Source organism: Bacillus sp. 5RYD7K (assembly GCF_059831465.1).
The window spans coordinates 1,219,264-1,243,938 of the sequence record NZ_CP191200.1; the positions used below are offsets into that span (position 1 = coordinate 1,219,264).

At 46.0% G+C, this 24,675-nt stretch carries 30 protein-coding genes; 22 read left to right on the plus strand and 8 right to left on the minus strand.

Annotated elements, in window-relative coordinates; all coding sequences use genetic code 11:
- Positions 1 to 13 precede the first annotated feature (13 nt).
- Positions 14 to 1,435, plus strand: a complete 1,422-nt coding sequence (atpD, locus tag ACQE26_RS06150; protein ID WP_016937646.1) for a F0F1 ATP synthase subunit beta — start codon at positions 14 to 16, stop codon at positions 1,433 to 1,435.
- A 23-nt stretch (positions 1,436 to 1,458) separates the two neighbouring features.
- On the plus strand, positions 1,459 to 1,857 hold the full coding sequence (locus ACQE26_RS06155) for a F0F1 ATP synthase subunit epsilon (protein WP_013353907.1): 399 nt from the start codon (positions 1,459 to 1,461) through the stop codon (positions 1,855 to 1,857).
- A 44-nt stretch (positions 1,858 to 1,901) separates the two neighbouring features.
- Here the strand turns inward: ACQE26_RS06155 and ACQE26_RS06160 are convergent, their stop codons facing one another.
- The gene (locus tag ACQE26_RS06160; RefSeq protein ID WP_500470982.1) at positions 1,902 to 2,372 is read right to left on the minus strand and encodes a YwmA family protein; all 471 of its coding nucleotides are present in this window, start codon (positions 2,370 to 2,372) and stop codon (positions 1,902 to 1,904) included.
- A 172-nt stretch (positions 2,373 to 2,544) separates the two neighbouring features.
- Between ACQE26_RS06160 and ACQE26_RS06165 the strand changes: the two genes are divergently transcribed.
- From ACQE26_RS06165 to ACQE26_RS06240, 16 genes are all read left to right on the plus strand, one after another.
- Positions 2,545 to 2,775 (plus strand): DUF1146 family protein, encoded by a 231-nt coding sequence (locus ACQE26_RS06165; RefSeq protein ID WP_007614366.1) that lies wholly within the window; start codon positions 2,545 to 2,547, stop codon positions 2,773 to 2,775.
- A 142-nt stretch (positions 2,776 to 2,917) separates the two neighbouring features.
- Positions 2,918 to 3,658, plus strand: coding sequence for a YwmB family TATA-box binding protein (locus ACQE26_RS06170; RefSeq protein WP_016937649.1), 741 nt, complete (start codon positions 2,918 to 2,920; stop codon positions 3,656 to 3,658).
- Positions 3,659 to 3,691: 33 nt separating this feature from the next.
- Positions 3,692 to 5,002: a UDP-N-acetylglucosamine 1-carboxyvinyltransferase gene (gene murA / locus ACQE26_RS06175; protein ID WP_016937650.1), complete on the plus strand. Its 1,311-nt coding sequence runs from the start codon at positions 3,692 to 3,694 to the stop codon at positions 5,000 to 5,002.
- A 202-nt stretch (positions 5,003 to 5,204) separates the two neighbouring features.
- Positions 5,205 to 6,236, plus strand: a complete 1,032-nt coding sequence (spoIID, locus tag ACQE26_RS06180; protein WP_060964061.1) for a stage II sporulation protein D — start codon at positions 5,205 to 5,207, stop codon at positions 6,234 to 6,236.
- Positions 6,237 to 6,500: 264 nt separating this feature from the next.
- A complete protein-coding gene (locus ACQE26_RS06185) occupies positions 6,501 to 7,190 on the plus strand; it encodes a VWA domain-containing protein (RefSeq protein ID WP_500470984.1) in 690 nt (229 codons plus the stop codon).
- Positions 7,191 to 7,499: 309 nt separating this feature from the next.
- Positions 7,500 to 8,180, plus strand: coding sequence for a VWA domain-containing protein (locus tag ACQE26_RS06190; RefSeq protein ID WP_049627566.1), 681 nt, complete (start codon positions 7,500 to 7,502; stop codon positions 8,178 to 8,180).
- 85 nt (positions 8,181 to 8,265) lie between these two features.
- Complete coding sequence (locus tag ACQE26_RS06195; protein WP_438420814.1) at positions 8,266 to 8,430, plus strand: hypothetical protein; 165 nt, start codon at positions 8,266 to 8,268, stop codon at positions 8,428 to 8,430.
- A 94-nt stretch (positions 8,431 to 8,524) separates the two neighbouring features.
- The gene (fdhD, locus tag ACQE26_RS06200) at positions 8,525 to 9,313 is read left to right on the plus strand and encodes a formate dehydrogenase accessory sulfurtransferase FdhD (protein WP_049627565.1); all 789 of its coding nucleotides are present in this window, start codon (positions 8,525 to 8,527) and stop codon (positions 9,311 to 9,313) included.
- A 17-nt stretch (positions 9,314 to 9,330) separates the two neighbouring features.
- A complete protein-coding gene (moaA, locus tag ACQE26_RS06205) occupies positions 9,331 to 10,356 on the plus strand; it encodes a GTP 3',8-cyclase MoaA (protein WP_016937655.1) in 1,026 nt (341 codons plus the stop codon).
- 189 nt (positions 10,357 to 10,545) lie between these two features.
- The gene (locus ACQE26_RS06210) at positions 10,546 to 11,676 is read left to right on the plus strand and encodes a response regulator aspartate phosphatase (protein ID WP_500470985.1); all 1,131 of its coding nucleotides are present in this window, start codon (positions 10,546 to 10,548) and stop codon (positions 11,674 to 11,676) included.
- 122 nt (positions 11,677 to 11,798) lie between these two features.
- The gene (locus tag ACQE26_RS06215) at positions 11,799 to 12,278 is read left to right on the plus strand and encodes a hypothetical protein (RefSeq protein ID WP_438420812.1); all 480 of its coding nucleotides are present in this window, start codon (positions 11,799 to 11,801) and stop codon (positions 12,276 to 12,278) included.
- 73 nt (positions 12,279 to 12,351) lie between these two features.
- A complete protein-coding gene (locus tag ACQE26_RS06220; protein WP_016937658.1) occupies positions 12,352 to 12,540 on the plus strand; it encodes a CsbD family protein in 189 nt (62 codons plus the stop codon).
- A 350-nt stretch (positions 12,541 to 12,890) separates the two neighbouring features.
- Positions 12,891 to 13,208 (plus strand): urease subunit gamma, encoded by a 318-nt coding sequence (gene ureA, locus ACQE26_RS06225; RefSeq protein ID WP_500470987.1) that lies wholly within the window; start codon positions 12,891 to 12,893, stop codon positions 13,206 to 13,208.
- Complete coding sequence (gene ureB, locus ACQE26_RS06230) at positions 13,205 to 13,579, plus strand: urease subunit beta (protein ID WP_016937660.1); 375 nt, start codon at positions 13,205 to 13,207, stop codon at positions 13,577 to 13,579. Before ureA ends, ureB begins: the two co-directional genes overlap by 4 nt.
- On the plus strand, positions 13,576 to 15,285 hold the full coding sequence (gene ureC, locus ACQE26_RS06235; RefSeq protein ID WP_016937661.1) for an urease subunit alpha: 1,710 nt from the start codon (positions 13,576 to 13,578) through the stop codon (positions 15,283 to 15,285). The genes ureB and ureC overlap by 4 nt, the downstream gene beginning before the upstream one ends.
- Positions 15,286 to 15,425: 140 nt before the next feature.
- Entirely contained in the window at positions 15,426 to 15,830 is a 405-nt protein-coding gene (locus tag ACQE26_RS06240) for an Rrf2 family transcriptional regulator (RefSeq protein WP_500470989.1), read from the plus strand.
- A gap of 289 nt (positions 15,831 to 16,119) precedes the next feature.
- On the opposite strand, the gene xynA is transcribed toward ACQE26_RS06240, so the two are convergent.
- From xynA to cls, 3 genes are all read right to left on the minus strand, one after another.
- Positions 16,120 to 16,761: an endo-1,4-beta-xylanase XynA gene (gene xynA, locus ACQE26_RS06245; RefSeq protein WP_016937663.1), complete on the minus strand. Its 642-nt coding sequence runs from the start codon at positions 16,759 to 16,761 to the stop codon at positions 16,120 to 16,122.
- A 464-nt stretch (positions 16,762 to 17,225) separates the two neighbouring features.
- Entirely contained in the window at positions 17,226 to 17,612 is a 387-nt protein-coding gene (locus ACQE26_RS06250) for a DUF5362 family protein (protein WP_060964070.1), read from the minus strand.
- 137 nt (positions 17,613 to 17,749) lie between these two features.
- A complete protein-coding gene (gene cls, locus ACQE26_RS06255) occupies positions 17,750 to 19,198 on the minus strand; it encodes a cardiolipin synthase (RefSeq protein ID WP_489201951.1) in 1,449 nt (482 codons plus the stop codon).
- 220 nt (positions 19,199 to 19,418) lie between these two features.
- Between cls and ACQE26_RS06260 the strand changes: the two genes are divergently transcribed.
- Positions 19,419 to 19,856, plus strand: a complete 438-nt coding sequence (locus ACQE26_RS06260; protein WP_016937666.1) for a DUF5392 family protein — start codon at positions 19,419 to 19,421, stop codon at positions 19,854 to 19,856.
- 31 nt (positions 19,857 to 19,887) lie between these two features.
- On the opposite strand, the gene ACQE26_RS06265 is transcribed toward ACQE26_RS06260, so the two are convergent.
- Entirely contained in the window at positions 19,888 to 20,340 is a 453-nt protein-coding gene (locus ACQE26_RS06265) for a DUF5362 family protein (protein ID WP_500470990.1), read from the minus strand.
- Positions 20,337 to 20,828, minus strand: coding sequence for a GNAT family N-acetyltransferase (locus ACQE26_RS06270; protein WP_438422168.1), 492 nt, complete (start codon positions 20,826 to 20,828; stop codon positions 20,337 to 20,339). Before ACQE26_RS06270 ends, ACQE26_RS06265 begins: the two co-directional genes overlap by 4 nt.
- 138 nt (positions 20,829 to 20,966) lie before the next feature.
- On the opposite strand from ACQE26_RS06270, the gene spoIIQ reads away from it, so the two are divergent.
- Both spoIIQ and ACQE26_RS06280 read left to right on the plus strand, forming a co-directional pair.
- Positions 20,967 to 21,836, plus strand: coding sequence for a stage II sporulation protein SpoIIQ (spoIIQ, locus tag ACQE26_RS06275; RefSeq protein WP_016937669.1), 870 nt, complete (start codon positions 20,967 to 20,969; stop codon positions 21,834 to 21,836).
- 91 nt (positions 21,837 to 21,927) lie between these two features.
- Positions 21,928 to 22,350 carry a VanZ family protein gene (locus ACQE26_RS06280; protein WP_500470991.1) on the plus strand — a complete coding sequence of 141 codons (423 nt, stop codon included), beginning with the start codon at positions 21,928 to 21,930 and terminating at the stop codon, positions 22,348 to 22,350.
- Between the two features lie 16 nt (positions 22,351 to 22,366).
- On the opposite strand, the gene ACQE26_RS06285 is transcribed toward ACQE26_RS06280, so the two are convergent.
- A complete protein-coding gene (locus ACQE26_RS06285) occupies positions 22,367 to 22,942 on the minus strand; it encodes an undecaprenyl-diphosphatase (RefSeq protein WP_045926371.1) in 576 nt (191 codons plus the stop codon).
- Between the two features lie 164 nt (positions 22,943 to 23,106).
- On the opposite strand from ACQE26_RS06285, the gene ftsW reads away from it, so the two are divergent.
- Positions 23,107 to 24,261 (plus strand): putative lipid II flippase FtsW, encoded by a 1,155-nt coding sequence (gene ftsW, locus ACQE26_RS06290; RefSeq protein WP_045926372.1) that lies wholly within the window; start codon positions 23,107 to 23,109, stop codon positions 24,259 to 24,261.
- Between the two features lie 52 nt (positions 24,262 to 24,313).
- Here the strand turns inward: ftsW and ACQE26_RS06295 are convergent, their stop codons facing one another.
- Positions 24,314 to 24,664 (minus strand): P-II family nitrogen regulator, encoded by a 351-nt coding sequence (locus tag ACQE26_RS06295; RefSeq protein WP_014419080.1) that lies wholly within the window; start codon positions 24,662 to 24,664, stop codon positions 24,314 to 24,316.
- Positions 24,665 to 24,675: the final 11 nt, after the last annotated feature.

Below are 24,675 nucleotides of genomic sequence, written 5' to 3' on the forward strand. Positions count from 1 at the left end.
AGGAGGGATAGCGATGAAGAAAGGACGCGTAAGTCAGGTGCTTGGACCGGTTGTCGACGTACGTTTCGAGGACGGCCACTTGCCTGCGATTTATAATGCGATTAAAGTTTCACAGCCAGCTACAGGCGAAAATGAAGTAGGCATCGACCTAACGCTAGAGGTTGCTCTTCATTTAGGCGATGATACAGTCCGTACAATTGCCATGGCATCTACGGACGGAATTCAGCGCGGAATGGAAGCAGTTGATACAGGTGCTCCGATTTCCGTTCCTGTCGGTGATGTGACTCTCGGACGCGTATTTAACGTACTGGGAGATAAAATTGATTTAAATGAACCGCTGCCTGCGGATGCTCAAAAGGACCCGATCCACAGATCTGCTCCTTCATTCGATCAGCTTTCAACTGAGGTTGAAATTCTTGAAACGGGAATTAAGGTAGTTGACCTGCTCGCTCCTTACATCAAGGGCGGTAAAATCGGATTGTTCGGCGGTGCTGGTGTAGGTAAAACCGTATTAATCCAGGAATTAATCAACAACATCGCGCAAGAGCACGGCGGTATTTCCGTATTCGCCGGTGTAGGAGAGCGTACTCGTGAAGGGAACGACCTTTTCTACGAAATGAGCGATTCAGGCGTTATCAAGAAAACAGCCATGGTCTTCGGACAAATGAACGAGCCGCCGGGCGCACGTATGCGTGTAGCACTGACTGGTCTTACAATGGCTGAGCATTTCCGTGATAAACAAGGACAGGACGTACTGTTCTTTATCGATAACATTTTCCGTTTCACACAAGCGGGTTCAGAGGTTTCCGCGCTTCTCGGCCGTATGCCTTCTGCGGTTGGTTATCAGCCGACGCTTGCGACAGAAATGGGTCAGCTTCAAGAACGTATTACGTCTACAAACGTTGGTTCAGTTACATCTATCCAGGCGATCTACGTGCCTGCCGATGACTACACTGACCCGGCTCCGGCGACGACGTTCGCTCACTTGGACGCAACGACTAACCTTGAGCGTAAATTAACTGAAATGGGTATCTACCCTGCGGTTGATCCGCTGGCTTCCACTTCCCGCGCGCTTGCTCCGGAAATTGTCGGAGAAGAGCATTATGCGGTGGCGCGTGAAGTTCAGTCAACGCTTCAGCGTTACAAAGAACTGCAGGATATTATCGCAATTCTCGGTATGGATGAATTGGGTGAAGAAGACAAGCTTGTCGTTCACCGCGCACGCCGTATCCAGTTCTTCCTTTCTCAAAACTTCCACGTAGCTGAGCAGTTTACGGGACAAAAGGGTTCTTACGTGCCTGTTAAAGAAACAGTTAAAGGCTTTAAAGAAATCCTTTCCGGTAAATATGACCATCTTCCGGAAGATGCATTCCGTCTTGTGGGACGCATTGAAGAAGTTATTGAGAATGCAAAAGAGATGGGTGTAGAAGTTTAATCTGGTCCTAGGAGGGTAAAAGCATGAAGACCGTTAAAGTCAATATCGTTACTCCCGACGGCCCAGTATATGATGCTGATATTGAAATGGTAAGCGTAAGAGCCGAGAGCGGTGATCTCGGTATCTTGCCGGGCCATATTCCGACCGTGGCTCCGCTTAAAATCGGCGCTGTCCGCCTTAAAAAAGACGGACAGACCGACTTGGCGGCTGTCAGCGGCGGATTTTTAGAAGTCCGTCCTGATCAGGTCACTATCCTTGCACAAGCCGCTGAAACTGCGGACAGCATTGATAAAGAGCGCGCCCTTGCTGCGAAAAAGCGGGCGGAAGACCGTTTGAACAAACGATCAGATGATACTGACATTCGTCGGGCTGAGCTTGCGTTACAGCGGGCTGTAAACAGATTGGATGTTGCAGGAAACTAAAAAAGAATCCTTCTCGGCTGTCTGAGAAGGATTCTTTTTCTATATTAACGCATAAGAGATTCATAGACGCCGATAAGCGGATGATCCTCTTCTTTTTGCAGATATAAATGTTCACAGCAGTTGTCAGTGTGCCACGTTTTGTTTCCTCTTCGCACGCCCGTCGTATAGGCGCCGTCCGTATACGGATAAGGTTTAACGATCCATTCGGCATCGTCATGGTGTCTGATGGCGCAATCTATGACATACACACTGAGCATTTTCTCAAATTCGTCAATCGGCAGACTCCACTCCGCCAATAGCAGCTCTTTTATGCTGCGGAAGTAGAGAGCTTCCAATTTCTTCAGGCTCCCGTGTGAATAATCAAGAGAAATGTTGAAAAACTGACATAATTCTTTCAGTTCCTCTGTTTGAGACTGTCTATAATCATAGTAGAATGCTATCGCTTCCCACTCGTGGTCAAATACGGGCAGTGATTCTCCATACTGCTTTTCCGGATGAAAAAAGGAATGATTCATATTCCCATCTCCTTTCCAAAAAAGTATACCATGCAGGAGAACGGACATTTAAGCGGGGATTGCCCCTAATTTTGGATAAAAATTCTGCTGTGAAAATGATCATCTTTCTCTTTTCTTCTTATATAATAAGAGAGGATATGAGGGGCGGAAAAAATGAAAGGAGATGGAATGTGTGAATGTATTGGGGCAGCAGGCCGCAATCAGCATTCTGGTTCATCTGGTATGCATTGCGGTGACTTGGTGGGCGCTACAGGCCGTCAACTTTGATCCGCTGATCCGAAAAGGAAAAATAGTGCAGGCAAGGCTGCTGATTATTCTTCTTACCATTGCGATCGGAACGGCAGTCGCTGACTTCTTTTTAGATTATCTTACGTATTCGAAGCAGCTTCCATACTTGTTTTAAGGTGTTTCGTCAGTTGAAATGAAGGGAATCGCTGGGGGAGAAACCAATTTTTTCTTCACCCGTTTGGCGAGTTTTGACGAAGTTTTCCATGTATCGCTTTCCCCGGCTCCGGCAAAAATGGGAGTAAGGGGGAGAGATCGATATGAAGAAAAAAAGAGCAGGCCGTATCATCTTGTTTTTTGTTTTTTTAAGCGCCTTAATTGCGGTATTTCATTCCATTCATGCAAGTGAGCTGTCTCCGCTTGCCCAGATTGCCGAAGGAATGGAGCGGCAGCATGTCACTGTAGATGAGTGGACGCTTCATGCGAAAGAGAATCTGAACCTGTCACTGAGTGAATTTGATGACAAGGTGAAAGAACTGAAGACGCAGAATCCGCAATATCAGTGGGAAACCGCTCAAGAAGATAAAATTGTAAAGGCTGTCGGCACGTATTCTGACAAAAAAAATCATACAACTTTTAAACTGCAGCTCGTCACTACCCTCAAAAACCAGAACCCAACTTCGTATTTATTATATGAGCAAATGAGCCCGGAGCAACCGGAAAACTGGAATGATACATATGAACAGTTTGAACGGCAGGCACATGACATATTTCAAAATAAAGTATTTATTTTTACTTGTCTTAAGGGTCATTTAAATGATAATATGAGTATTGTTTTGCAAAAAAAAGCAGAACAGCTCATGAAAGAATTTGAAGCAAGTCCAGTTGAACATGTAGTTGAGCCTCATTTCGTTTCTGTTTCTGCATTTACATATAAGTGGACAGATTACATCATGACATCTAAACATAAGATGAATGTGCAAATTGCGCTTAGAAGTGCGGGAATGGGCGAAAAACATACCGTTACGGTTGGCACACCAATCGTGACAACTGAATATTAATATAGAGAATATAGGGACGCGGAGGGGAATACCTTGGAAAAAATCATCGTCCGCGGCGGTCAGAAGTTAAACGGCACAGTGAAAGTTGAAGGAGCAAAAAATGCCGTTTTACCTGTTATCGCTGCATCTTTATTAGCAAGTGAAGAAAAAAGCGTAATCTGTGATGTACCTACGCTCTCCGATGTATATACAATTAATGAAGTGTTGCGTCATTTAGGAGCAGATGTGCATTTTGAGAATAATGAAGTTACCGTAAACGCTTCTTACGCTTTAGAAACAGAAGCACCTTTTGAATATGTGCGTAAAATGCGCGCGTCAGTGCTTGTAATGGGCCCTCTATTAGCCCGTACGGGTCATTCAAGAGTAGCGCTTCCGGGCGGCTGCGCTATCGGCTCAAGACCGATTGACCAGCATTTAAAAGGCTTTGAAGCAATGGGTGCAAAAATCAAAGTAGGCAACGGCTTTATTGAAGCGGAAGTGGAAGGCCGTCTGCAAGGCGCAAAAATCTATTTAGATTTCCCAAGTGTGGGTGCGACAGAAAACTTGATTATGGCAGCTGCATTAGCTGAAGGAACAACAACGCTTGAAAACGTGGCAAAAGAGCCAGAAATCGTTGACTTAGCGAACTATATCAATGCGATGGGCGGAAAAATCCGCGGAGCCGGCACAGGCACCATTAAAATTGAAGGTGTCGAGAAGCTTCGCGGCGTAAGACACAATATCATTCCTGACCGTATTGAAGCGGGAACTTTCATGGTGGCTGCGGCTATCACGGAAGGAAATGTATTAGTAAAAGGTGCGGTTCCTGAGCATCTTACGTCTTTAATTGCGAAGATGGAAGAAATGGGAGTCAAAATTACGGATGAAGGAGAAGGCCTTCGTGTCATCGGTCCTGCCCAGCTGAAGCCGATCGACATCAAAACGATGCCTCACCCCGGATTCCCGACTGACATGCAGTCGCAAATGATGGCGCTGCTTCTCCGTGCGAGCGGAACAAGCATGATTACTGAAACTGTGTTTGAAAACCGTTTTATGCATGCTGAAGAATTCCGCCGGATGAATGGCGACATTAAAATTGAAGGACGTTCTGTGATCATTAACGGTCCTGTACAGCTGCAAGGCGCAGAAGTTGCCGCTACGGACCTGCGTGCGGGCGCGGCGCTGATTCTTGCGGGATTAGTGGCTGAAGGTCATACACGCGTCACGGAACTGAAGCACTTGGATCGCGGTTATGTGGATTTCCATAAAAAACTTGCGGCTCTCGGCGCTGACATCGAGCGTGTCGTTGATGAAACGGCCGCTGAACAGGAAAGCAAAGAAGCCGTTACTGACTTAAACGCATAAAGATTATAAAAACAGTATGTCAATCTGGCATACTGTTTTTTTTATAGGGTTTATCATCATTATTATGCTCTGATTTTCAAAAAAGAATACGTTTTTGGCGTGAATAATCGAATAAAGATTCTGTCCAAAAGGAAGTCATATTAGCTTGTCCCTGCCCATAAGATGAAGTAGAGTCGAATCCCAAGCAGGAGGCAGCTGATATATGAAACCCATCGTATTTCTACTATCCGGGCTATGTGTACTTATTCTTCTTGTTCCCACCATTCTCGTTCTTCCGTTTCAGGCAGAAAAAGGAGCGGCCGCGAACAAAGAGCCCGGACACAAAACAGCACACACCATACGAGAGACAAAAGGAGCAGAAACATTGAAAGAATCACCTGTATCCATTCCGGTTTATCGGACATCGAAACATTCTGTAGAGAACATTCCGCTTGAAGAGTACGTGACCGGAGTCGTAGCTTCCGAAATGCCCGCAGACTTTAAACCGGAGGCCTTAAAAGCTCAGGCGCTCGCTGCCCGGACATTCATCGTCAGACTGATGGTCGCTGACTCAGCCGTTCAGGCGCCTAAAGGATCGCTGGTGGATGACACGCAGATGTTCCAAGTCTATCAAAGCAAGAGCCAGCTGAAAAAAGAATGGGGTTCTGAGTACGCTCAAAAGCTTAAGAAAATCACAAACGCGGTGGCCGGCACCCAAGGAAAGATTTTAACGTATGACAACAAACCGATTGAGGCATCTTTTTTCTCTACAAGTAACGGCTATACGGAAAATGCGGAAGCCTATTGGACAAGCGCCATTCCTTATTTAAAGAGTGTGAAAAGCCCCTGGGATAAGAAATCGCCTAAATATCTCGCCACCCAGACCTTCAGTGTGTCTGAGTTTCAGCAGAAGCTCGGCGTGCAGCTTTCAGGACAAAGCACGGTGGGGCAGATTACAGCCAGAACACCGGGGCATCAAGTGGCGACGGCCGTCATAAACGGCAAGAAGCTGAAGGGCAGAGACATCCGGGAAAAACTCGGACTCCGCTCTGCTGACTTTGAATGGAAACGAAACGGGAGCAGCATCACCATTACGACAAAGGGTTTCGGCCATGGCGTGGGTATGAGCCAGTACGGAGCCAATTACATGGCGGAGCAGGGAAAATCCGTGACGGACATCGTCAAGCATTACTATCAGGGAGTGAACATTTCCGAGGCCGCTTCATTTTTAAACAAATATATGGCGAAAAAGTAGACGCTGTCATCAGCGTCTTTTTTTCGGAAAACTATTCCATAAACGGTAAAACAACCAACGGACTCATATAACGAAAGGCTAAAGGCTGACAATTGCGGGTAGATGGCTGCGCACCGGGTGAAAATCACTGATAAAAATGCCGCTTCTATGTGAATGTACGCAAAAATAATGAGGAAGCCCGTCCTATTTATTTCCCTTTTCATCTCATTTACGATTAATATTGTTCAGCGTTGAACGTAAATCTATTGAAAAGGGGAAAAAGCAATGAAAAAAACATTTTCACTCATACTTATGCTCGGATTGATGCTGACTGCTGCATCTCCTGCTGCTTTTGCTGCTGAGAAAGCAGACGAGAACACTCTTTTATTCAGAAACAATACCGCCATTTTACTTGATGCGAGCGGCAGTATGGCGAAACGGATAGACGGCGTATCTAAATACAATATGGCAAAAGATGAAATCATCCGTTTTGCGGATCAAATTAAGTCTACATCACAGGTCAGAATGACGGTTTTCGGTTCGGAAGGCAATAATAAAAATTCCGGAAAAGTTCAATCATGTGAAGCCATTCGCGGTGTGTACGGATTCCAAAAGTTTGACAGACAAAGCTTCCTGAACTCTCTGAACGGAATCGGGCCTACAGGCTGGACACCGATTGCAAAAGCATTAGAAGATGCGAAGGCTTCTTTTAACGGTGTTCATAAATTCGGCTTTAAATCCGTTTACCTGTTGACGGACGGTGAGGAGACATGCGGCGGAGATCCTATTAAGACGGCGAAAGAACTTCGCAAACATCATATTAAAGTCAACGTGATCGGTTTTGACTTTAAGGAAGGCTTCAACGGCCAGCTGCATGCGATTGCCGGAGCGGGCGGAGGAAAATATTACGAAGCTCACAGCCAAAAGGATATGAACCGTATCTTTACAATGGAAGCAAAATCATTAGCGGAATAAGAAAAAGGTGCCGTTTATCGGCCCTTTTTTTATGTTTGATGTAACAAAGTTTTCATGAAGAGATGAAGAGAAAACTGTAAAAAGAATCAGATCCCGGACTTATATTACAAAAAGGGCGAAAAAGGCATTAAAACTGTCATCATTTAGCCAATCTTTTTAGGATGATGCGCATAATTCTGTTCATTTTTGGTAATATATCGCCGTTCTCATAAAAGGCATCACGCCCTATATCTTTTTCCAAATAGCTAAACTAGCATAGAGAAGAGCCGGGGCCCATCGGCAAAAAACAAATGGAGAGGAATGAAGGTAATGAAAAAAATGTTTACTGCGGGGATTGTCGGACTTTTGACGCTCTCACTCGGATCACCTGTTTTTGCGGCTGAGAAAAAGCAAGAGGAAACCAACGTCGCTGTGCTGTTTGATGCAAGCGGAAGCATGATCCAAAAAACGGGGGGAGAACGTAAAATAGACGTTGCGAAAGATTCTGTCACCTCTTTTGCAAAAGTTCTTCCTGAAGACACGAATCTGATGCTTCGGGTATTCGGCCATAAGGGCAATAATAAAAACTCCGGCAAAGCCGTATCATGTAACGCGACAGAAACGTTATACGGACTTCAGCCGTACGCCGTGACTCCGTTTGAGCAATCACTCAGCAAAATTAAACCGACCGGCTGGACACCGATAGCGAAAGCGCTTTCTGATACGCGCGAAGAATTTGAGCGGGCCGGCGCTAAAGGGAAAAACGTCGTATATCTGATTACAGACGGTGAAGAAACATGCGGCGGTAATCCTCAGGCTGAAATTCAAAAGCTCCGTAAAGCGAACGTCAACACAATCGTCAATATCATCGGCTTCAACTTCGGCATGAAAGGAAGCGAAAGCCTTGAAAAAGCGGCGGAAGCAGGAGGCGGGACGTATGTCTCAGCAGACAGCGCGGACGAGTTCAAACAGGCTTGGGAAGACGCTGCGAAGGATTTAGCAAAAGAATAGGCTGAAAAAGGACGCCCGCGCGGCGTCTTTTTTGTTTAGAAAACGGAGCCGCGGGAATGATACGACTAAAAGGAGATGAACGCTGTTGTTAAAAGGAGCAGGCATTATATTAGTGCTGGCGGCAGTCGTTTTTGTACTGATGGGAGTTTTTCTGAAGCTTGCCGCCTTCATATTTGTCAGTATATTGGCCATTATCGCCGCAGTTATTTTATTCACCATTTTGAGCAGACATCATCGCAACGAAACATAGAGTCCGAAGAGGGCTCTTTTTTTAAACCGCAAATTCGACAAAATACAGGGATTATGGAAGAATAAAAGAGAAGGATACTGCGGAGGGGAAAACAGTGGATGAAAAAACAACGGCGGTAAGAGAAATATACCGCTATGAAAAAGGGGTATTAACAAAAACGGCAGATCGGATGGTATCAGAGTATCCATTGACTGTCATGGTGAACGGGCAGGAATTTGTTACGCTCGTCTGCACGCCCGACCACTTAGAGGAACTCGTTATCGGATTTCTCGCGTCAGAAGGCGTCATTCGTTTTGAAAAAGAGATCAAAAGTTTTACGATAGATGAAAGTCTCGGATTTGCATATGTGGAGCTGACGAATCCGGAAGTGCTTGAGCAAAAAGACTATACGAAGAGAGTGATCGGTTCATGCTGCGGGAAAGGCCGCCATTTTTACTTTCAGCAGGATGTGAAAACGGCCAAAACCGCTGTCAGCCGCATCACTATAACTCCTGAAACGTGTCTTCGCCTCATGAAGGAGATGCAAAGCGAAAGCGGCACATTCCAGGAAACGGGCGGCGTCCATAATGCGGCGCTGTGCGATACGGAAAAGATGCTCTTCATGAGGACGGACATCGGGCGCCACAATGCGCTGGATAAGCTGTACGGCAACTGCCTGAAAAACGGAATGCCGGTCCGTGACAAGCTGATTGTCTTCAGCGGCCGGATTTCCTCAGAGGTTTTATTGAAAGCCGCAAAAATCGGCGTGTCGATTGTCATTTCAAAATCGGCGCCGACGGAGCTTGCGCTGCAAATGGCGGAAGAGCTGAACATGACGGCGATAGGCTTTGTGAGAAACGGATCGTTTAACGTATACACACATCCTGAACGGGTTGAACAATAGAAAGGGGTCTTGGGCTTATGAATACAGAAACGCGCCGCGTGTCAGACAAAAGGGAAAGGCCGCTCAGGGATCTCCGTATCTCTGTAACCGACCGCTGCAATTTCAGATGCACGTACTGTATGCCAGCCGAACTGTTCGGACCGGATTATCCATTTCTGCAAAAGACGGAATTGCTCTCATTTGAGGAGCTTGAACGGCTTGCCAAACTGTTTGTCGGCCGCTTCGGCGTTGAAAAAATCAGGCTGACGGGCGGGGAGCCGCTGATGAGAAAAGATATGCCTGAATTGATCAAAAAGCTTGCGCGCATCCCGGGGCTTAACGATATTGCGATGACGACAAACGGCTCTCTGCTTCCGGTGTATGCTGAAAAGCTGAAGCAGGCGGGGCTGCATCGCGTGACCGTCAGCCTTGATTCTTTAGAGGATGAGCGGTTTAAGGCCATTAACGGCCGCGGCGTCTCGGTGAACAAGGTGCTCGAGGGCATTGAAGCGGCAAAAGCGGCCGGACTCGGTGTGAAAATCAATATGGTTGTTCAAAAGGGCGTCAATGAAAAAGACATCCTGCCGATGGCCCGCTATTTTAAAGAAAAGGGCCATATTCTTCGGTTTATTGAATTTATGGATGTCGGCAATACAAATCAATGGAATAAAAAAGACGTCATCACGAAGGCTGAGATCATTGATCTGATCAATCAGCACATGCCGGCGGAACCGATAGAAGCGAATTATAAAGGAGAGGTCGCCTCCAGATTCCGCTATCTCGACGGTTCCGGCGAAATCGGCGTGATTTCCTCCGTCTCGGATGCATTCTGCGCCTCCTGCAACAGAGCGCGTCTGTCGGCAAGGGGCGAGCTTTTTACGTGCCTGTTCGCTTCAAGCGGCTTCGATGTGCGGAAGCTTGTGCGCGGCGGCCTGACTGATGACGAATTGACGGAATCCATCGCCTCTGTCTGGAGAAATCGTACGGATCAGTATTCAATTGACCGCGCGCTTTCTAAAACAGATGGGAAAAAGAAAGTGGAAATGTCGTATATAGGCGGATGAATAAAGGCTTGCCCGAACAAGGGCAGGCTTTTTTATTCAAATGAAGCTCAGGCCTGTTCAAAAAAAACCGATGTCTGCCGAAATATATGATAGGAATTTTGATGCAGGACGATCAAGTTATTCAATTCCAAAGCCATACAATATGTTAAAATATAACCAATAGAAATTAGAAAAGGTTGTGAAAGGGGCATGACCGCATACGAGATTCCGTCATCTCAAGTTGGAGTCAAGATCAACAAATGGTACAAGCACATTTTAGCGTTTCAAGCGGCTGATGCCATAAAGCTGAAAGAGGAAATTGATGAGGATATACAACGTATGGAGGAAGACCAGCTGCTGCTGTTATATTACCAGCTGATCAGCTACCGCCATCATATTATGCTTGATTACGTCAAGCCGGATTTCACCGAACAATCTCAAATTCAGTACAGCGAGCTGCAAAAGACGATCGAAAGCACGGACAGCATATCGGGACTGTCCGAGTATTATTTCCATTTGTTCAGAGGAATGTATGAATTCGATCAGAATAACTATGTTGCGGCTATTTCTTTTTACCGGAAAGCGGAAAAACTCCTTTCATTTGTCGAGGATGATATAGAGAGGGCGGAATTCCATTTCAAGATGTCTGAAGTGTTTTACGTCATGAAGCAGACTCATTTCTCCATGAATCACGCGATTCAGGCGCTGGATACATATATGAAACACGATTTTTACAGAGTGCGGAGAATACAGTGCCATTTCGTAATCTCAGGAAACTATATCGACTGCAAAAACTACGACAAAGCGCTTGAGCATTTAGACGAAGCGCTCCGCCTTTCTTTGCTTGAAGGACAGCCCCGCCTGATCGGGTCTTCGCTTTACAATCTGGGGAATTGTTATTCTGAAAAGCGTGATCTGGCTGAAGCGGCCCGTTACTTTAGAAAAGCGGTGCCCGTTTTTGAAGAACATCAGCTTGAACAGCTTCCGAAGGCGCTGTTCAGCTTAACACACACCCTTTTCAGGCTGCGTGATGACGAAGCGGCCCTTACTTATTATGAAAGAGGGGTCACGATCGCGAAAGAACGCGGCGACCGATTCAGTTTAGAGAAATATAAGTTTTTACAAGCGCTTTACCTGGAATCCCTCAATATGGACTTAATCCATGAAGTGTTTGACTATATGAATGAAAAATCGCTGTATGTGTATATTGAAGATTTCGCCTTGGAGGCTGCCATATACACAAGCGCCCATGAGCAATATAAAGAAGCGGCGTATTTTTATGAAAAAGTGATTCACATGAGAGAAAACATTCAAAAAGAACAATGTTTATACGATATATAAATTTTCTAACCATCTGATCGGCAGATGGTTATTTTTTTTATGCACATTATGACGTTTGATCGTTGAAGAAAACGGAAAAATCGCAGTAGAGGGAAAAACGGATGATTGAAAGGAGGGATTTGTTGTTCGGATTTAATGATATGATAAAGTTTTTCGTATCCTTTCTCATCATTCTGCCGATGGTGTCTGTCATCCATGTGTCAGGCCACAGCTTTATGGCGATGCTGTTCGGAGGTAAGGCGTCATTGGATATCGGTATGGGGAAACGTTTTTTAAAAGTGGGGCCGATTCAGGTGCGGCGTATCTACTTTATAGATTCTTTTTGCCAATTCGGCGAATTGCGGATAGATAACCGTCTGACGAGCGCGCTCGTCTATTCCGGAGGCTGTCTGTTTAATCTCGCTTCTATCTTTATAATAAATCTGCTGATCATGAAAGATGTTCTCGAGCCAAACTTATTTTTTTACCAATTTGTCTATTTTTCAACGTATTATGTATTCTTTGCCCTTCTGCCGGTCAAATACGGGGATAATAAGCTGTCAGACGGATTGGCCGTTTACAAAGTGCTCCGCTACGGGGAGCGCTGTGAAATCAATAATTGAGAGTTTACATGTTTGCGATAATGCTGAAAGGGAAGAAAACAAGTACACAAAACAAAAAAGGAGCTGAATAGATATGAGTCAAGATAACGGGTTAAAAGACAAAGTAAAAGGCGGCATGAACAAAATGAAAGGGGAAGCGAAGGACAAAGCGGGTGACATGGCAAACAAGTCCGATCTAAAAGCGGAAGGGAAGAAGGACAAAGCGAAAGGCAGCCTGCAAAAGGGTGTCGGCGAAACGAAAGATAAACTCAGTGACGATTAATTTGATATTGAAACAAAGCAAAAGCCCAAAATATTTTGGGCTTTTTGTTATGAGAAATGACAAAAATTCCAGTTCGATTGGTTAATATTCACTAAATTTTTAAATATTCTATAAATTATGCGGTAATTTCTTTATAATATTCACAAAGAATGTGATCTTTTTTCACATTTGATTAAACGTTTGTTTTAAAAAATAAGAAATCTGGAATTTCTGCAAAAGGAATCAGGCTGTTCACCGTCGAATACTTTTTATCACTTAACATTTCATGAGGTGAAGGGGGTGGTAACCGCCTGCATCGTTTCGGTATGACCATGTGGATTGCGTTTGACTATCACTAAGGGGGAATACAGATGAAACTGACACCGGTTGAACAAGAAAAGTTGCTTATTTTCACAGCGGGAGAGCTCGCAAAACAGCGGAAAGAGCGCGGCGTTCTGCTGAATTATCCTGAAGCTGCCGCATATTTGACCTGTTACCTGATGGAAGGCGCCAGAGACGGAAAAAGCGTTGCTGAGCTGATGGAATCAGGCCGCAGCGTATTGACGGAAAAAGACGTTATGGAAGGCGTTCCGGCAATGCTGGACAGCATTCAGGTGGAAGCGACGTTTCCGGACGGGGTCAAGCTTGTCACCGTTCATCAGCCGATCAAAGCGGAGGTGAAGTCATGAAGCCGGGAGCCATTCAAGTCGCAAAGGGGACCATCACCATTAACGAAGGCCGAAAGACGCTGGAGGTATCAGTCACCAATCATGGGACGCGGTCAGTACAGGTAGGGTCGCATTTTCATTTTGCGGAAGCCAACGGCGCCCTGTCCTTCAATCGGGAGAAAGCAATCGGCATGCGTCTTGACATCCCGTCAGGCACCTCAGTCCGTTTTGAACCGGGAGAAGAGAAAACCGTCACACTCGTGGAAATCGGAGGACGAAAAACGGTCAGAGGCCTGAACGGCATGGCTGATACGTATATGGATGAGCGGGGAAAAGAAAAGACGCTGTCGAATCTTAAAAAAGCCGGATGGATGGAGGAAGCGATCCGATGAAAATGTCACGTGAGCAATACGCAGAACTGTTCGGACCGACAACGGGAGACAAAGTCAGACTCGGAGATACGGATTTATGGATTGAAGTCGAAAAAGATTTCACGAATTACGGAGAAGAAATGATTTTCGGCGGAGGAAAAACAATCCGGGACGGCATGGGGCAAAACGGCCGTATCACCGGGAAAGACGGAGCGCTTGACCTGGTCATTACAAATGCCGTCGTTCTGGATTACACAGGGATCGTCAAGGCGGATATCGGGGTGAAGGACGGCCGGATTGTCGGCGTCGGGAAAAGCGGCAACCCGGATATTATGGATGGGGTGGACCCGCACATGGTCATCGGCGCCGGAACAGAAGTCATTTCCGGCGAAGGAAAAATCGTAACGGCCGGCGGCGTTGATACGCACATCCACTTCATCTGCCCGCAGCAGATGGAAGTCGCGCTTTCTTCAGGCGTGACCACGCTTTTGGGCGGCGGAACGGGCCCTGCGACGGGAAGTAAAGCGACGACCTGTACATCCGGCGCATGGTACATGGCGAGAATGCTGGAGGCGGCTGAGCAGTTTCCGATCAATGTCGGCTTTTTAGGGAAAGGGAATGCCTCTGATAAAGCGCCTCTCATTGAACAGACAGAAGCCGGCGCGATCGGCCTGAAGCTGCATGAAGATTGGGGATCAACGCCAAGCGCCATTAAAGCATGCATGGAAGTCGCAGATGAGGCGGATATTCAGGTGGCAATCCACACAGACACGATTAATGAAGCGGGCTTTTTAGAAAATACGCTTGATGCGATCGGCGACCGGGTTATCCATACATATCACATAGAGGGAGCCGGCGGAGGCCACGCACCGGATATTATGAAACTCGCTTCTTACGCCAATATTCTGCCGTCCTCTACGACGCCGACGATTCCGTATACGGTCAACACGATGGACGAGCATCTTGATATGATGATGGTCTGCCATCATTTAGATTCAAAAGTCCCTGAAGACGTGGCGTTCAGTCATTCACGCATAAGAGCGGCCACCATCGCGGCGGAGGATATTCTGCACGATATCGGCGCGATCAGCATGACATCATCTGACTCGCAGGCGATGGGCAGGGTGGGAGAAGTGATTATCCGGACATGGCAGGTTGCCGATAAAATGAAGAAGCAGCGAGGCGCTCTTTCAGGAGAAAGCGGCAATGATAATGTGCGCGCCAAACGCTATGTCGCCAAATACACGATCAATCCTGCCGTCACTCACGGCCTGAGCCATGAAGTCGGTTCCGTCGAAAAAGGAAAGCTCGCCGACCTCGTACTATGGGACCCGGTTTTCTTCGGCGTTAAACCTGAACTTGTGCTCAAAGGTGGCATGATCGCCCGCGCCCAGATGGGAGACCCGAATGCTTCCATTCCGACGCCTGAGCCTGTGTTTATGCGTCAGATGTACGCATCCTACGGGAAAGCGAACCGCAATACGTCTATTACATTTATGTCCCAGGCCGGTATCGCAAACGGCGTACCGGAAAAGCTCGGGCTTGAAAAAATGATTTCCCCCGTACGGAATATCCGCAAGCTGAGTAAGCTCGACATGAAGCTGAATGACGCGATGCCGAATATACAAGTCGATCCGAAAACCTATCAGGTGTTCGCCGACGGAGAAGAACTGGCATGCCAGCCTGTCAGCTATGTTCCGCTCGGTCAGCGTTATTTCTTATTTTAATCCCTCACCGGCCGGTTTCCGCCGGCCTTTTTACACCTCTATTGTCAACTTGATTTCATCCTGCCGCGTATTTTAGTGTATATTAATAATTGAAAAACAAATGAAATGTAACCATTGTGGTTACACCGGTGGTGAAAAACATGATTAACAGCCGTCTTGCTGTGGCCATTCACATTCTTTCGCTGATCTCAACGGATGAACGGGCATCGTCAGATATGATTGCGGCCAGCGTAAACACCAATCCCGTCGTAGTGCGGAGAACGATCAGCCAGCTGAAAAAAGCAGGTCTTCTGACATCCCGGGCAGGTGTTGCGGGAGCCAGCCTGAAAAAAGATCCGTCGGAGATTACCCTCTTAGAGGTTTACAGGGCGGTACAAAATAAGGAAGAGCTTTTTGCGGTTCACGACAATCCGAATCCGGACTGTCCGGTCGGCAAAAATATTCAGCACGCGCTTGATGAGACGTTCGGAAGCGTACAGCGGGCAATGGAGAATGAACTGGCGAACAAATCTCTTTATGATGTAATGAATCATCTCTTTTGTTAAAAAGAGATGGCTTCATGTCGTTTGAGATGTAATGAAAATGGTTACAGGAATAAGGAGGAAAAGAACAGCGGAAAAGCCGTTATGATAGAAGCGAAGGAACGCAGGCATGAAATGACAGCCATCGGAGACATGCATCAAACGTAAAAGATCAAGAGGCTGCGGTTTTGGCTCCATATTGGGAGTCCAACTAAAAGACCGTCGCCTCTTAGCACTCACAATCATAATGATTTTAAAATTTCTCAAGGAACGATCAGCAGCCCGTTAGCTGCCCCTGATTAAAGATAATCTGTTACCACACTGTTACGTTAGAACTCCCGCTGCTTTGATATCCCTCTGTCGCTAAGACCTGGTAAGACCAATTACTGCCCAGATTCATTCCATGACTCTTCCATGCGTTAACATGATTGCTGAAAGTGATTGTAGCGTTGCTTCCAGTTGGTCTCTTTGTCTGACGGACACTCCAGTACTGCGTAAAAGTAGTGTTATCGCCATCAATGGAAGGTGCATTATAACGTGTCGTTGTATAGATGTCATATGTACCTCCATCACTTTTTACAGTACCTTTATACGCTCCGGTAGGTCTGTAAGTACCCCATGAGTCCACTACATAATATTCGATGAGAGGTGATCTCGTCCAGCCATATAAAGTCAAATATCCATTGCCATTCGGCGCCCAAACTCCGGCATTATAGTTTATGGTCCTGAATGGGGAACCTGTCGTCCAGCCTTTACCAACAACGAAATTTCCGGTATTGGACCAATTAACACTGTAATTCCCGCCAGACCCATTGACAGCGTTTACGATTCCGCCTCCATCAGTCCAATTTTGCCAGTAGTCTGTACCGGCAGCAGACGCGGTTGATGAAAACAAGCTAATACCCATTAAAGCTGTCGTTAATCCAACTAAGAACTTCTTTTTAAATTTAAACATATGTGACCTCCTATACTATTTTTTCTGACTTTGACGTGAGGCAGCACCCGTATATATTTAAAACATTCTTAATGACTAACGCCAAAGCTTTTGATCGCTCCCTTCAATATCATATCACGAATGCATAAGTGAAGATTAAGAGTATTTGTAATTTAATTACAAAGGCCCAAAAAATACATTATGGGCGGTCCTGTTCCGCCATAGCCTTATTCTTTTTTCGCAGAATCACAATCCTTGTTTCTGATTCTGACTGAGTCATCTGTCATGTTTTACTTTGTATTTGATGTAAGAGGGGATTTAATCGCCGATAAGCCGCTCACTGAACAGGGAAATCTGCTTATGATATTGCGGCGGACAATGGCATTTTGAGGGCCTGCAGAGGAATGGTCAGCCTCGTTAAAAGGCAGAAAAGGCAAGGCTGCAAGCCGAATAAGAAAAAAACCCGGGCTCACGCGCCGGGTTTTTTAATATGTATTTGCATCAATGTTATCAAACATACCGTCAACAATGCCGAACGTCATGAGGACAATGAAGAGAATGATGCCGAGAACGGACAGGCCGATCGTTACAATGAGGTAGATCCCCTGCATTTTCACGAATTTTGCGTAATTCTCCAGCATATGTTCCTCTGTCAGTTCATTGAACTGTTCCGCCATCTGTCCCGCTTCTTTTGCCGAGCGCATCAGAAAAATGCCGGCAATAATCTGCAAAACGCCGGGAATGGCTCCGATTAAGAAGAAAAACGCACCCGACAGCGCCGCAAATGCGCCCATAATAATGAATAAAATACCTGTCGCTTTTCCCCATTTCGAAATAGAAATAAGCGAACGATTTACTGATTCAGGTTTCAACACATGGCACTCCTTTACAAAAAAATACTCACTTTTCATTTATACACTATTCGGTCATTCTTTTGAATATAAAATGTGTTTTTTTCCTGCCGTGCATCCGTTTTGATATGATAAAATTCCCGGGATGCACCCGGGAATTACAAAATCGGCGACAGAAGCCTTGAAACCGATTCTTTAATGCGAATCCACAGCGAACGCTCCTGATATTCTTCATACGTATATTTTCTGGAGACAAGCAGATCTTCTTTAAATGAGGAAATGAGCTTTTTCGCGATGGTGACGTCATAAATAAAGGCGTTGACTTCAAAATTAAGCCTGAAGCTTCTGACGTCGATATTCGCCGTACCGACAGAAGCCGTCTCATCATCGACGACAATCGTTTTCGCATGAATAAAGCCGTTATCGTAAATGTAGACCGAGGCCCCGGCTTTCAAAAGATCGCCGATGTAAGATAAAGTCGCCCAGTAAACGAAAGCGTGATCCGGTTTGTTCGGGATCATGATTTTGACGTCGATGCCTGACAGACAGGCGATCCTGAGGGCGTCTAAAAGACTGGAGTCAGGAATAAAGTAAGGCGTCTGAATCAGGATCGACCGTTTCGCCGTTGAGATCATCTTGATATAGCCGTTTTTAATTTGTTCCCATTCTGAATCCGGTCCGCTTGTGACAATCTGCATCCCGACATTGCCCTTCGGCTCGCATTCCGGAAAATGATTCGGAACGTAAGTGAGCGTATGGTGATGGGAGGCTTGGTTCCAATCGAGGATAAACCGTGTCTGAATGGCATGGACTGCCGTGCCTTGAAGCCTGAGGTGCGTATCCCGCCAATAGCCGAATTTCGGATTCAGGCCGAGATATTCATCTCCGACATTAAAGCCGCCGACATAGCCGGTTTCACCGTCAATAATCACGAGCTTGCGGTGATTCCGATAATTGAGCCGCAAATTAATCGGCCGAAGCCTGGAAGGAAAGAAGACTTCCACATAGCCGCCGGCGTCCCGCAGCGGTTTGAAGAATTTTTTTCTGAGTGATCGTGAACCGAGTTCATCATATAACACTCTGACCTTTACGCCTTCCTGTGCTTTTTTCACTAAGGCGTCACGCAATTTTTTTCCCAGCTCATCACCTTTATAAATATAGTATTGAAGGTGAATGTGATCTTTTGCGTTGGAAATGTCCTTCATTAAACGTTTGAACTTATCGCGCCCGTCCGTTAAAATCTCAACCGAATTATCCTCTGTGAAAACCGCGTGGTTGTTCATGACAAGCATATAGATGAGGTCCTTATTATCCACGGTCGCCCTGTTGTTAAATTGGAATTGCCTCGACTTCAGATCTTTCAGCTGAGACTTCAGCAGCTTTTCAATTCCGATCTTTTTACGGTCTTCCCATTGAAACAGGTGCTTGCGTCTCAGGTTATGGCCGAATAACAGGTATAAAATAAACCCTAAAATGGGAATAAAAAAAAGAACCAAGAGCCAAGCCCATGAAGCGCTGGCGTCGCGTCTTTCTTTGAAAATCATGATGACGGCCAAAAGTATATTTAAAACGAAAAAAAATCCGAATAAAATAAATGAAATGCTCACTTTGCAACCCCGCTATATCATATTTATCAAGACTGTGCCCATTAGTATTCCGACAAGTGCAGCAATCTGATTCCCACTTCAAATTATAACATTGACATTTTAAAAGAATAAAGAGCCGGAATCAAAGATGGATGCAGTTTTCTTTCAAAGAAAGTTCCGGGTGCGGTAGAATAAGCATATATGAAAAAGAAGACAAAAATGACAGCAAAGGGGAGAGGGTATGAAGCTGGAACATGCGGAACAATTGCCGGGATTCATAAAAAAAGAAATTCAGAAAATACAAATCGCCATCGCACCGCTGATGAAAAAAAGCATCATTTACCGTTTTCTCGCTTTCCCGCTCGCCGCTTTTAGTCTGTTTCATCTGGCATCGCTTTTGATTCAGGCCCCTTCCGGGAGAGGAGCCCTCGTGTCGGCCGGCATTTTTGCACTCCTTGCGGCTCTGGGTCTTGCGTTTTTTAAAGAAGCCGGCTACCAGCGGAAACAGGTGCAAAAAACGATCCGCCTGTATATGCTGAACAGAATCAGAAAAAGCAATATTCTGTCCGAGGAACGGAAAAGCGCCTATACCCGATTGGTAGCGGAGGAGCCGTCTGCGATGAAAAGCTTTATTGAATTTTTAACAGAAGAAGACCGGAAAAAAGAAATGCTGTATTAAAAAAGAGCTGACGCGCGATCAGCTCTTTTTGTCATTCAAACACAGGGTCGTTCTCATAGTAATATGAATCAGGCGCGTCATACGTATCAGTGCTGTGGTAAGCCACAATTCCGATGACAGCGAAAATGATGAATAAAATAAAAGCGATAATGCCCAATGCCAAACTCGATACCGCGTAAAAAAACTGCATTTTGATAAAGGATGCGTAATGTTCGAGCATATGTTCTTCCGCGTTTTCTTCTGATTCTTCCTGAAGGGCGGCTGCGGCTTTTGCCGAGCGCATCAGCATGACGCCGGAAATGATGAGCAAAACACCCGGTATGGCTCCGAGCAGCGTCACAATGGCTGACAGGGCGGAAAGAGAGCCCGTAATGATAAGAAACACGGCGGTGATTTTTCCCCACTTGGCGATGTCGGCAAGGGAACGGGCTTTTTTATTGAGCGGCTGGTTACCGTCTTTTTCTTCTTTATCGATGCTGATCATGACAGTTCTCTCCCTAAAATGTTCAAGTCATATCGTTTTCCGTCCATTTCGGCGATACCCGGGAATACGCCCCATTCGGTAAAACCGAATTTTTCAAACAGCTTAATGCTCGGCACATTATGGCCGAAGATAAAAGCCATCAGATTACGGATGCCGATCTTCGGGGCTATCTCAAGGGCTTCTTTCAGCAGAAAGCTTCCCGCTCCCTTGCCCCGGCAATCCTGATGCAGATAAATACTGATCTCCGCCGTTTTGTCATAGGCCGGACGGCCGTAAAACGTTTCAAAGCTGATCCAGGCCGCCACTTTTCCGTTTTCATCTTCCGCAACCATCAGCGGGCGCCTGTCCGTGTGCCGCAAAAACCAATCCATCCGGTCTTCGGGCGTCACTTCTTCCGTATCAGCCGTGACCATCCGTGAGGCGATCGTCGAGTTGTATATAGCCACAACCGCATCTAAATCTTCCAATACGGCTTTACGCAGGGTCAAATTCATATTCCGGGATCTCCCTTCACATTTCATTACATAATTAAGAGCAATCTGCACATACTACTTCCAAAAAAGTTTTTTTAAGATGTGTATATATTTTCAGAAAAGTGTTCAGAATGTTGCTGAGGTGATGAACAAATGAGAGAGGAAGAAAAGAAAACTTCTCAAGTCAAAAAACTTCAGCGGTTCTTTCGCAAACGCTGGATATTCCCTGCCATTTACTTAGTCAGTGCGGCCGTCATTTTAACAGCTGTCCTTTGGTATCAATCCGTTTCAAATGATGTGAAGGACAATCTGACGAATAACGGCGGAAACTCCGCGTATGACAGCGGCAAGGACGATGCCGTCGAAGTAGGAAAGTCAATGGAAAACGTCGCAATGCCGGCTGCTCATTCTGAAAATGTTTCTGTTGTGAAAAAGTTTTATGAAACGAATGCCGCAAAAAAAGAGAAAGAAGCAGCACTTGTTAACTATAATAACACGTACAGCCTAAGTAAAGGAATTGACTTAGCTGAGAAAGACGGAAAATCATTTGACGTTTCCGCTTCTCTGAGCGGTACGGTTGTGAAGGCTGCTAAAGATCCGGTACTGGGATATGTGGTTGAAATTGAACATTCAGACGGCCTGTCTACTGTCTATCAGTCTCTATCTGAAGTCAGCGTCGATCAGGGCGACAAAGTGAAGCAGAACCAGGTTATCGGAAAATCAGGAAAAAACCTTTACAGTGAAGAAAGCGGAAACCACGTGCACTTTGAAATCCGCAAAGACGGCGTAGCGATGAATCCGCTGAACTTTATGGACAAACCGGTAACATCTATTGAAAAAGCGGCAGCTGAAGAGAAAAACGCTGTAACAGAAGAAACGGAAGGGTCCATTCAGCAGTCTTCCGAGAAAAAAGATGTGACGCCTAAACAAGAAACCGAGGAAAAACCCGGCGGTAAAGAAGACGGCACAAAAGACAAGACAGATGGTAAAGATGACGGTTCAATGAAAGATTCTGGCAAGTAACTGTGATCCCTAAGCGCCTATCAGCTCTGATAGGCGCTTTTCATTTTGCCTTATGTGCCTTTATACTAATAGAAAACGAGGGAGATGCTGAATGAATAAATGTCTGGCGGCGGGATGGCTCGTCTTTATTTTCATTTCTGCTTTGACTGAAAGCTTTCACGATATGATTGTGACGCAGACGATGGCCTTCCGTTTCACGCCCCATCCGGATGCATCCGGTTTCTTTGTGTTCGATATGGCGGAGCTCACCGTACCTGAAGCGGCGATTCAAAAGCTCGGGCACGCGTTTTCTTTTTTTGTGCTGACCTGTTTGTTTTTCAGGGAGCACAGACGCATGAAGAGGGCGGTGCTGTATGCATTGGCCGCCGCCTTCCTGACAGAAATCGTCCAGCTCTTTTTCGGCAGAAACGGCTGCCTTCGCGATGTACTGATTGACAGTCTCGGCATTGCCGCATTCTGTGTTTTACAAAGGAAAAAACATACCGCCAGACATACAAAAACCGGCAGTCTGTGAAAGACGCCGGCTTTTTTTATATGTTATGGTTTGTCGATTTGTTTTTATGAACGATACTTTCGTAGATTCGCACGATCAGGTCGACAATCGGACGAAGCACATTTGAAAATCTGAACAGCAGGAATCCGACAACGAGGGAAACGATAATGCTTCCGAGTACATCAATCGGATAATGGTGGCCGACCCAAATTCTTGAGAAGCCGGTCAAAAGGCCGAAAATCACTAGCGGCCAGCCGAGTTTTTTGTTGCGGAACAGAATCGCAATTGAAATGGCCAAAGCGCCTGTCGTATGGTCACTCGGAAAAGAAGCATCCGCGGCATGAGGAATCAGCGTATGAACCGTATGATCGACAAAGGGGCGCGGCTCGATATAGATTTTTGTGATGATGTAGTTGACGATAAGCGCCGCAATGCCGGTAAAGCCGGCGTACAGGGCGTTTTGTCTGCCTTTTGTGTTTCCAAACAGCCACATGGCAAGCAGGAAAAGGGCGTAGGCGTAAAGGGCGTATTCCGTTATAAATACCATGATAGAGTCGAGAATGGCACTATGGTGCGACAAACCATTGATCGCTTTAAATAGTTCGTAATTCACAAATATCACCTTTTATCTTTATTTTATATGAACAGTGTAATGCTTTTTTCTATGAGACACAATTGGTATTAAAAATAATTATAAAAAAGTAAACAGAATGAAACGTGACTGTATTACTGTGCGTCAAGTATGAGGGAAAAGAATAGCCGAAGGAGTTTTGTCCGTTGCTGAAACGTTTGAAAAACGCCGATCTGCCGCTTGTGTTTGTCATCATGCTGCTTTGCGGATTCGGTTTGTTAATGGTATACAGCGCCAGTGATGTGATGGGATCTCAGCGATACGGAGATCCATCCTATTTCTTCCATAAACAGAGAACCTCTTTGCTGATCGGAATATGCTTATTTTTATTTGCGGCCTGTCTGCCGTATAAGCGGTATGCCCGGCTTGTACCGCTGTTTGTGGTCGGATCGCTGGTGTTGCTGCTGCTCGTATTGATACCGGGAATCGGGCTGGAGCGGAATTTTTCCCGCAGATGGCTGGGAGCGGGGCCGCTTGTCATACAGCCGTCTGAATTGGCGAAGATCGCGATGATTTTGTATTTCGCTGCGATTTACACGAAAAAGCAGCCGTACATTCATCAATTTGTGAAGGGGGTTCTGCCGCCTTTAGTCATTTTGGGAACCGCTTTTCTGCTGACATTGGCAGAGCCTGATTTAGGGACGGCTTCCTTAATTCTGGCGGCGTGCGGGTCAATTTTATTATGTGCCGGCTTGAAAAAGCGCCATTTGCTCGTGCTCGGCGCGACGGCGGTGTCGGGAGTCGTTTATCTCGCATTTTCCGCTTCCTATCGTGTGAAGCGGCTTGTTTCCTTTACCAATCCGTTTGGTGACGCGAACGGGGATGGCTATCAGCTGATTCAATCCTATTTCGCCATTTCCGGAGGCGGATTTTTCGGAAGAGGACTTGGGAACAGTGTTGAAAAAATGAATTACCTGCCTGAGGCGCATACTGACTTCATTATGGCCGTGATCAGCGAAGAACTGGGGATATTCGGTGTTCTGATCGTTTTGGGATTATATTTCGCGTTAATGCTTCTCGGCGTAAAAACAGCCATGCGTGCTGATGACCCGTTCGGGAAGCTTCTCGCCATCGGAATTACGTTTCAATTGATGTTTCAGGTTGTATTGAATTTGGGAGCGATGAGCGGACTCCTCCCGGTTACGGGTGTGCCGCTGCCGTTTATCAGCTACGGCGGTTCTTCATTGATTATGACGCTGTTTTTGTGCGGCATACTGGTCAATATCAGTACATATTCAAAAAAACAAACCGTACGGCATAAGCGGCCTGTCCCGCATGAAAAAAAGGCTTCTTCTTTTTAATGAAATCCGAAAAAAACGCCCGGGACATGCTGTCTCCGGGCGTTCTGTATGTTTATAAAGCTTCTGGTCCTTCCTCTCCGGTGCGGATATTAATCGTGTTTCCGATTTCATAGACAAATATTTTGCCGTCGCCGGGCTCTCCCGTTTTCAGCACTTTTTTCGCCGTTTCCACCACTTGATCAACGGGGACCTTGCTGACAACGATTTCCACTTTCAGCCGTTCATACACATTGCTTTCAATTTTGACTCCGCGGTACAGTTCGGTGTGGGCTTTTTGAAGGCCGCAGCCGTGTACGTTGGAGAAAGTCAGCGATGTGACTCCGATTTTACCGAGTTCCTGCTTCAATGTTTCAAACTTAGCCGGACGCGTAACGATTTCTACCTTGAACATTTGACCGCTCATCTAAGTCACTC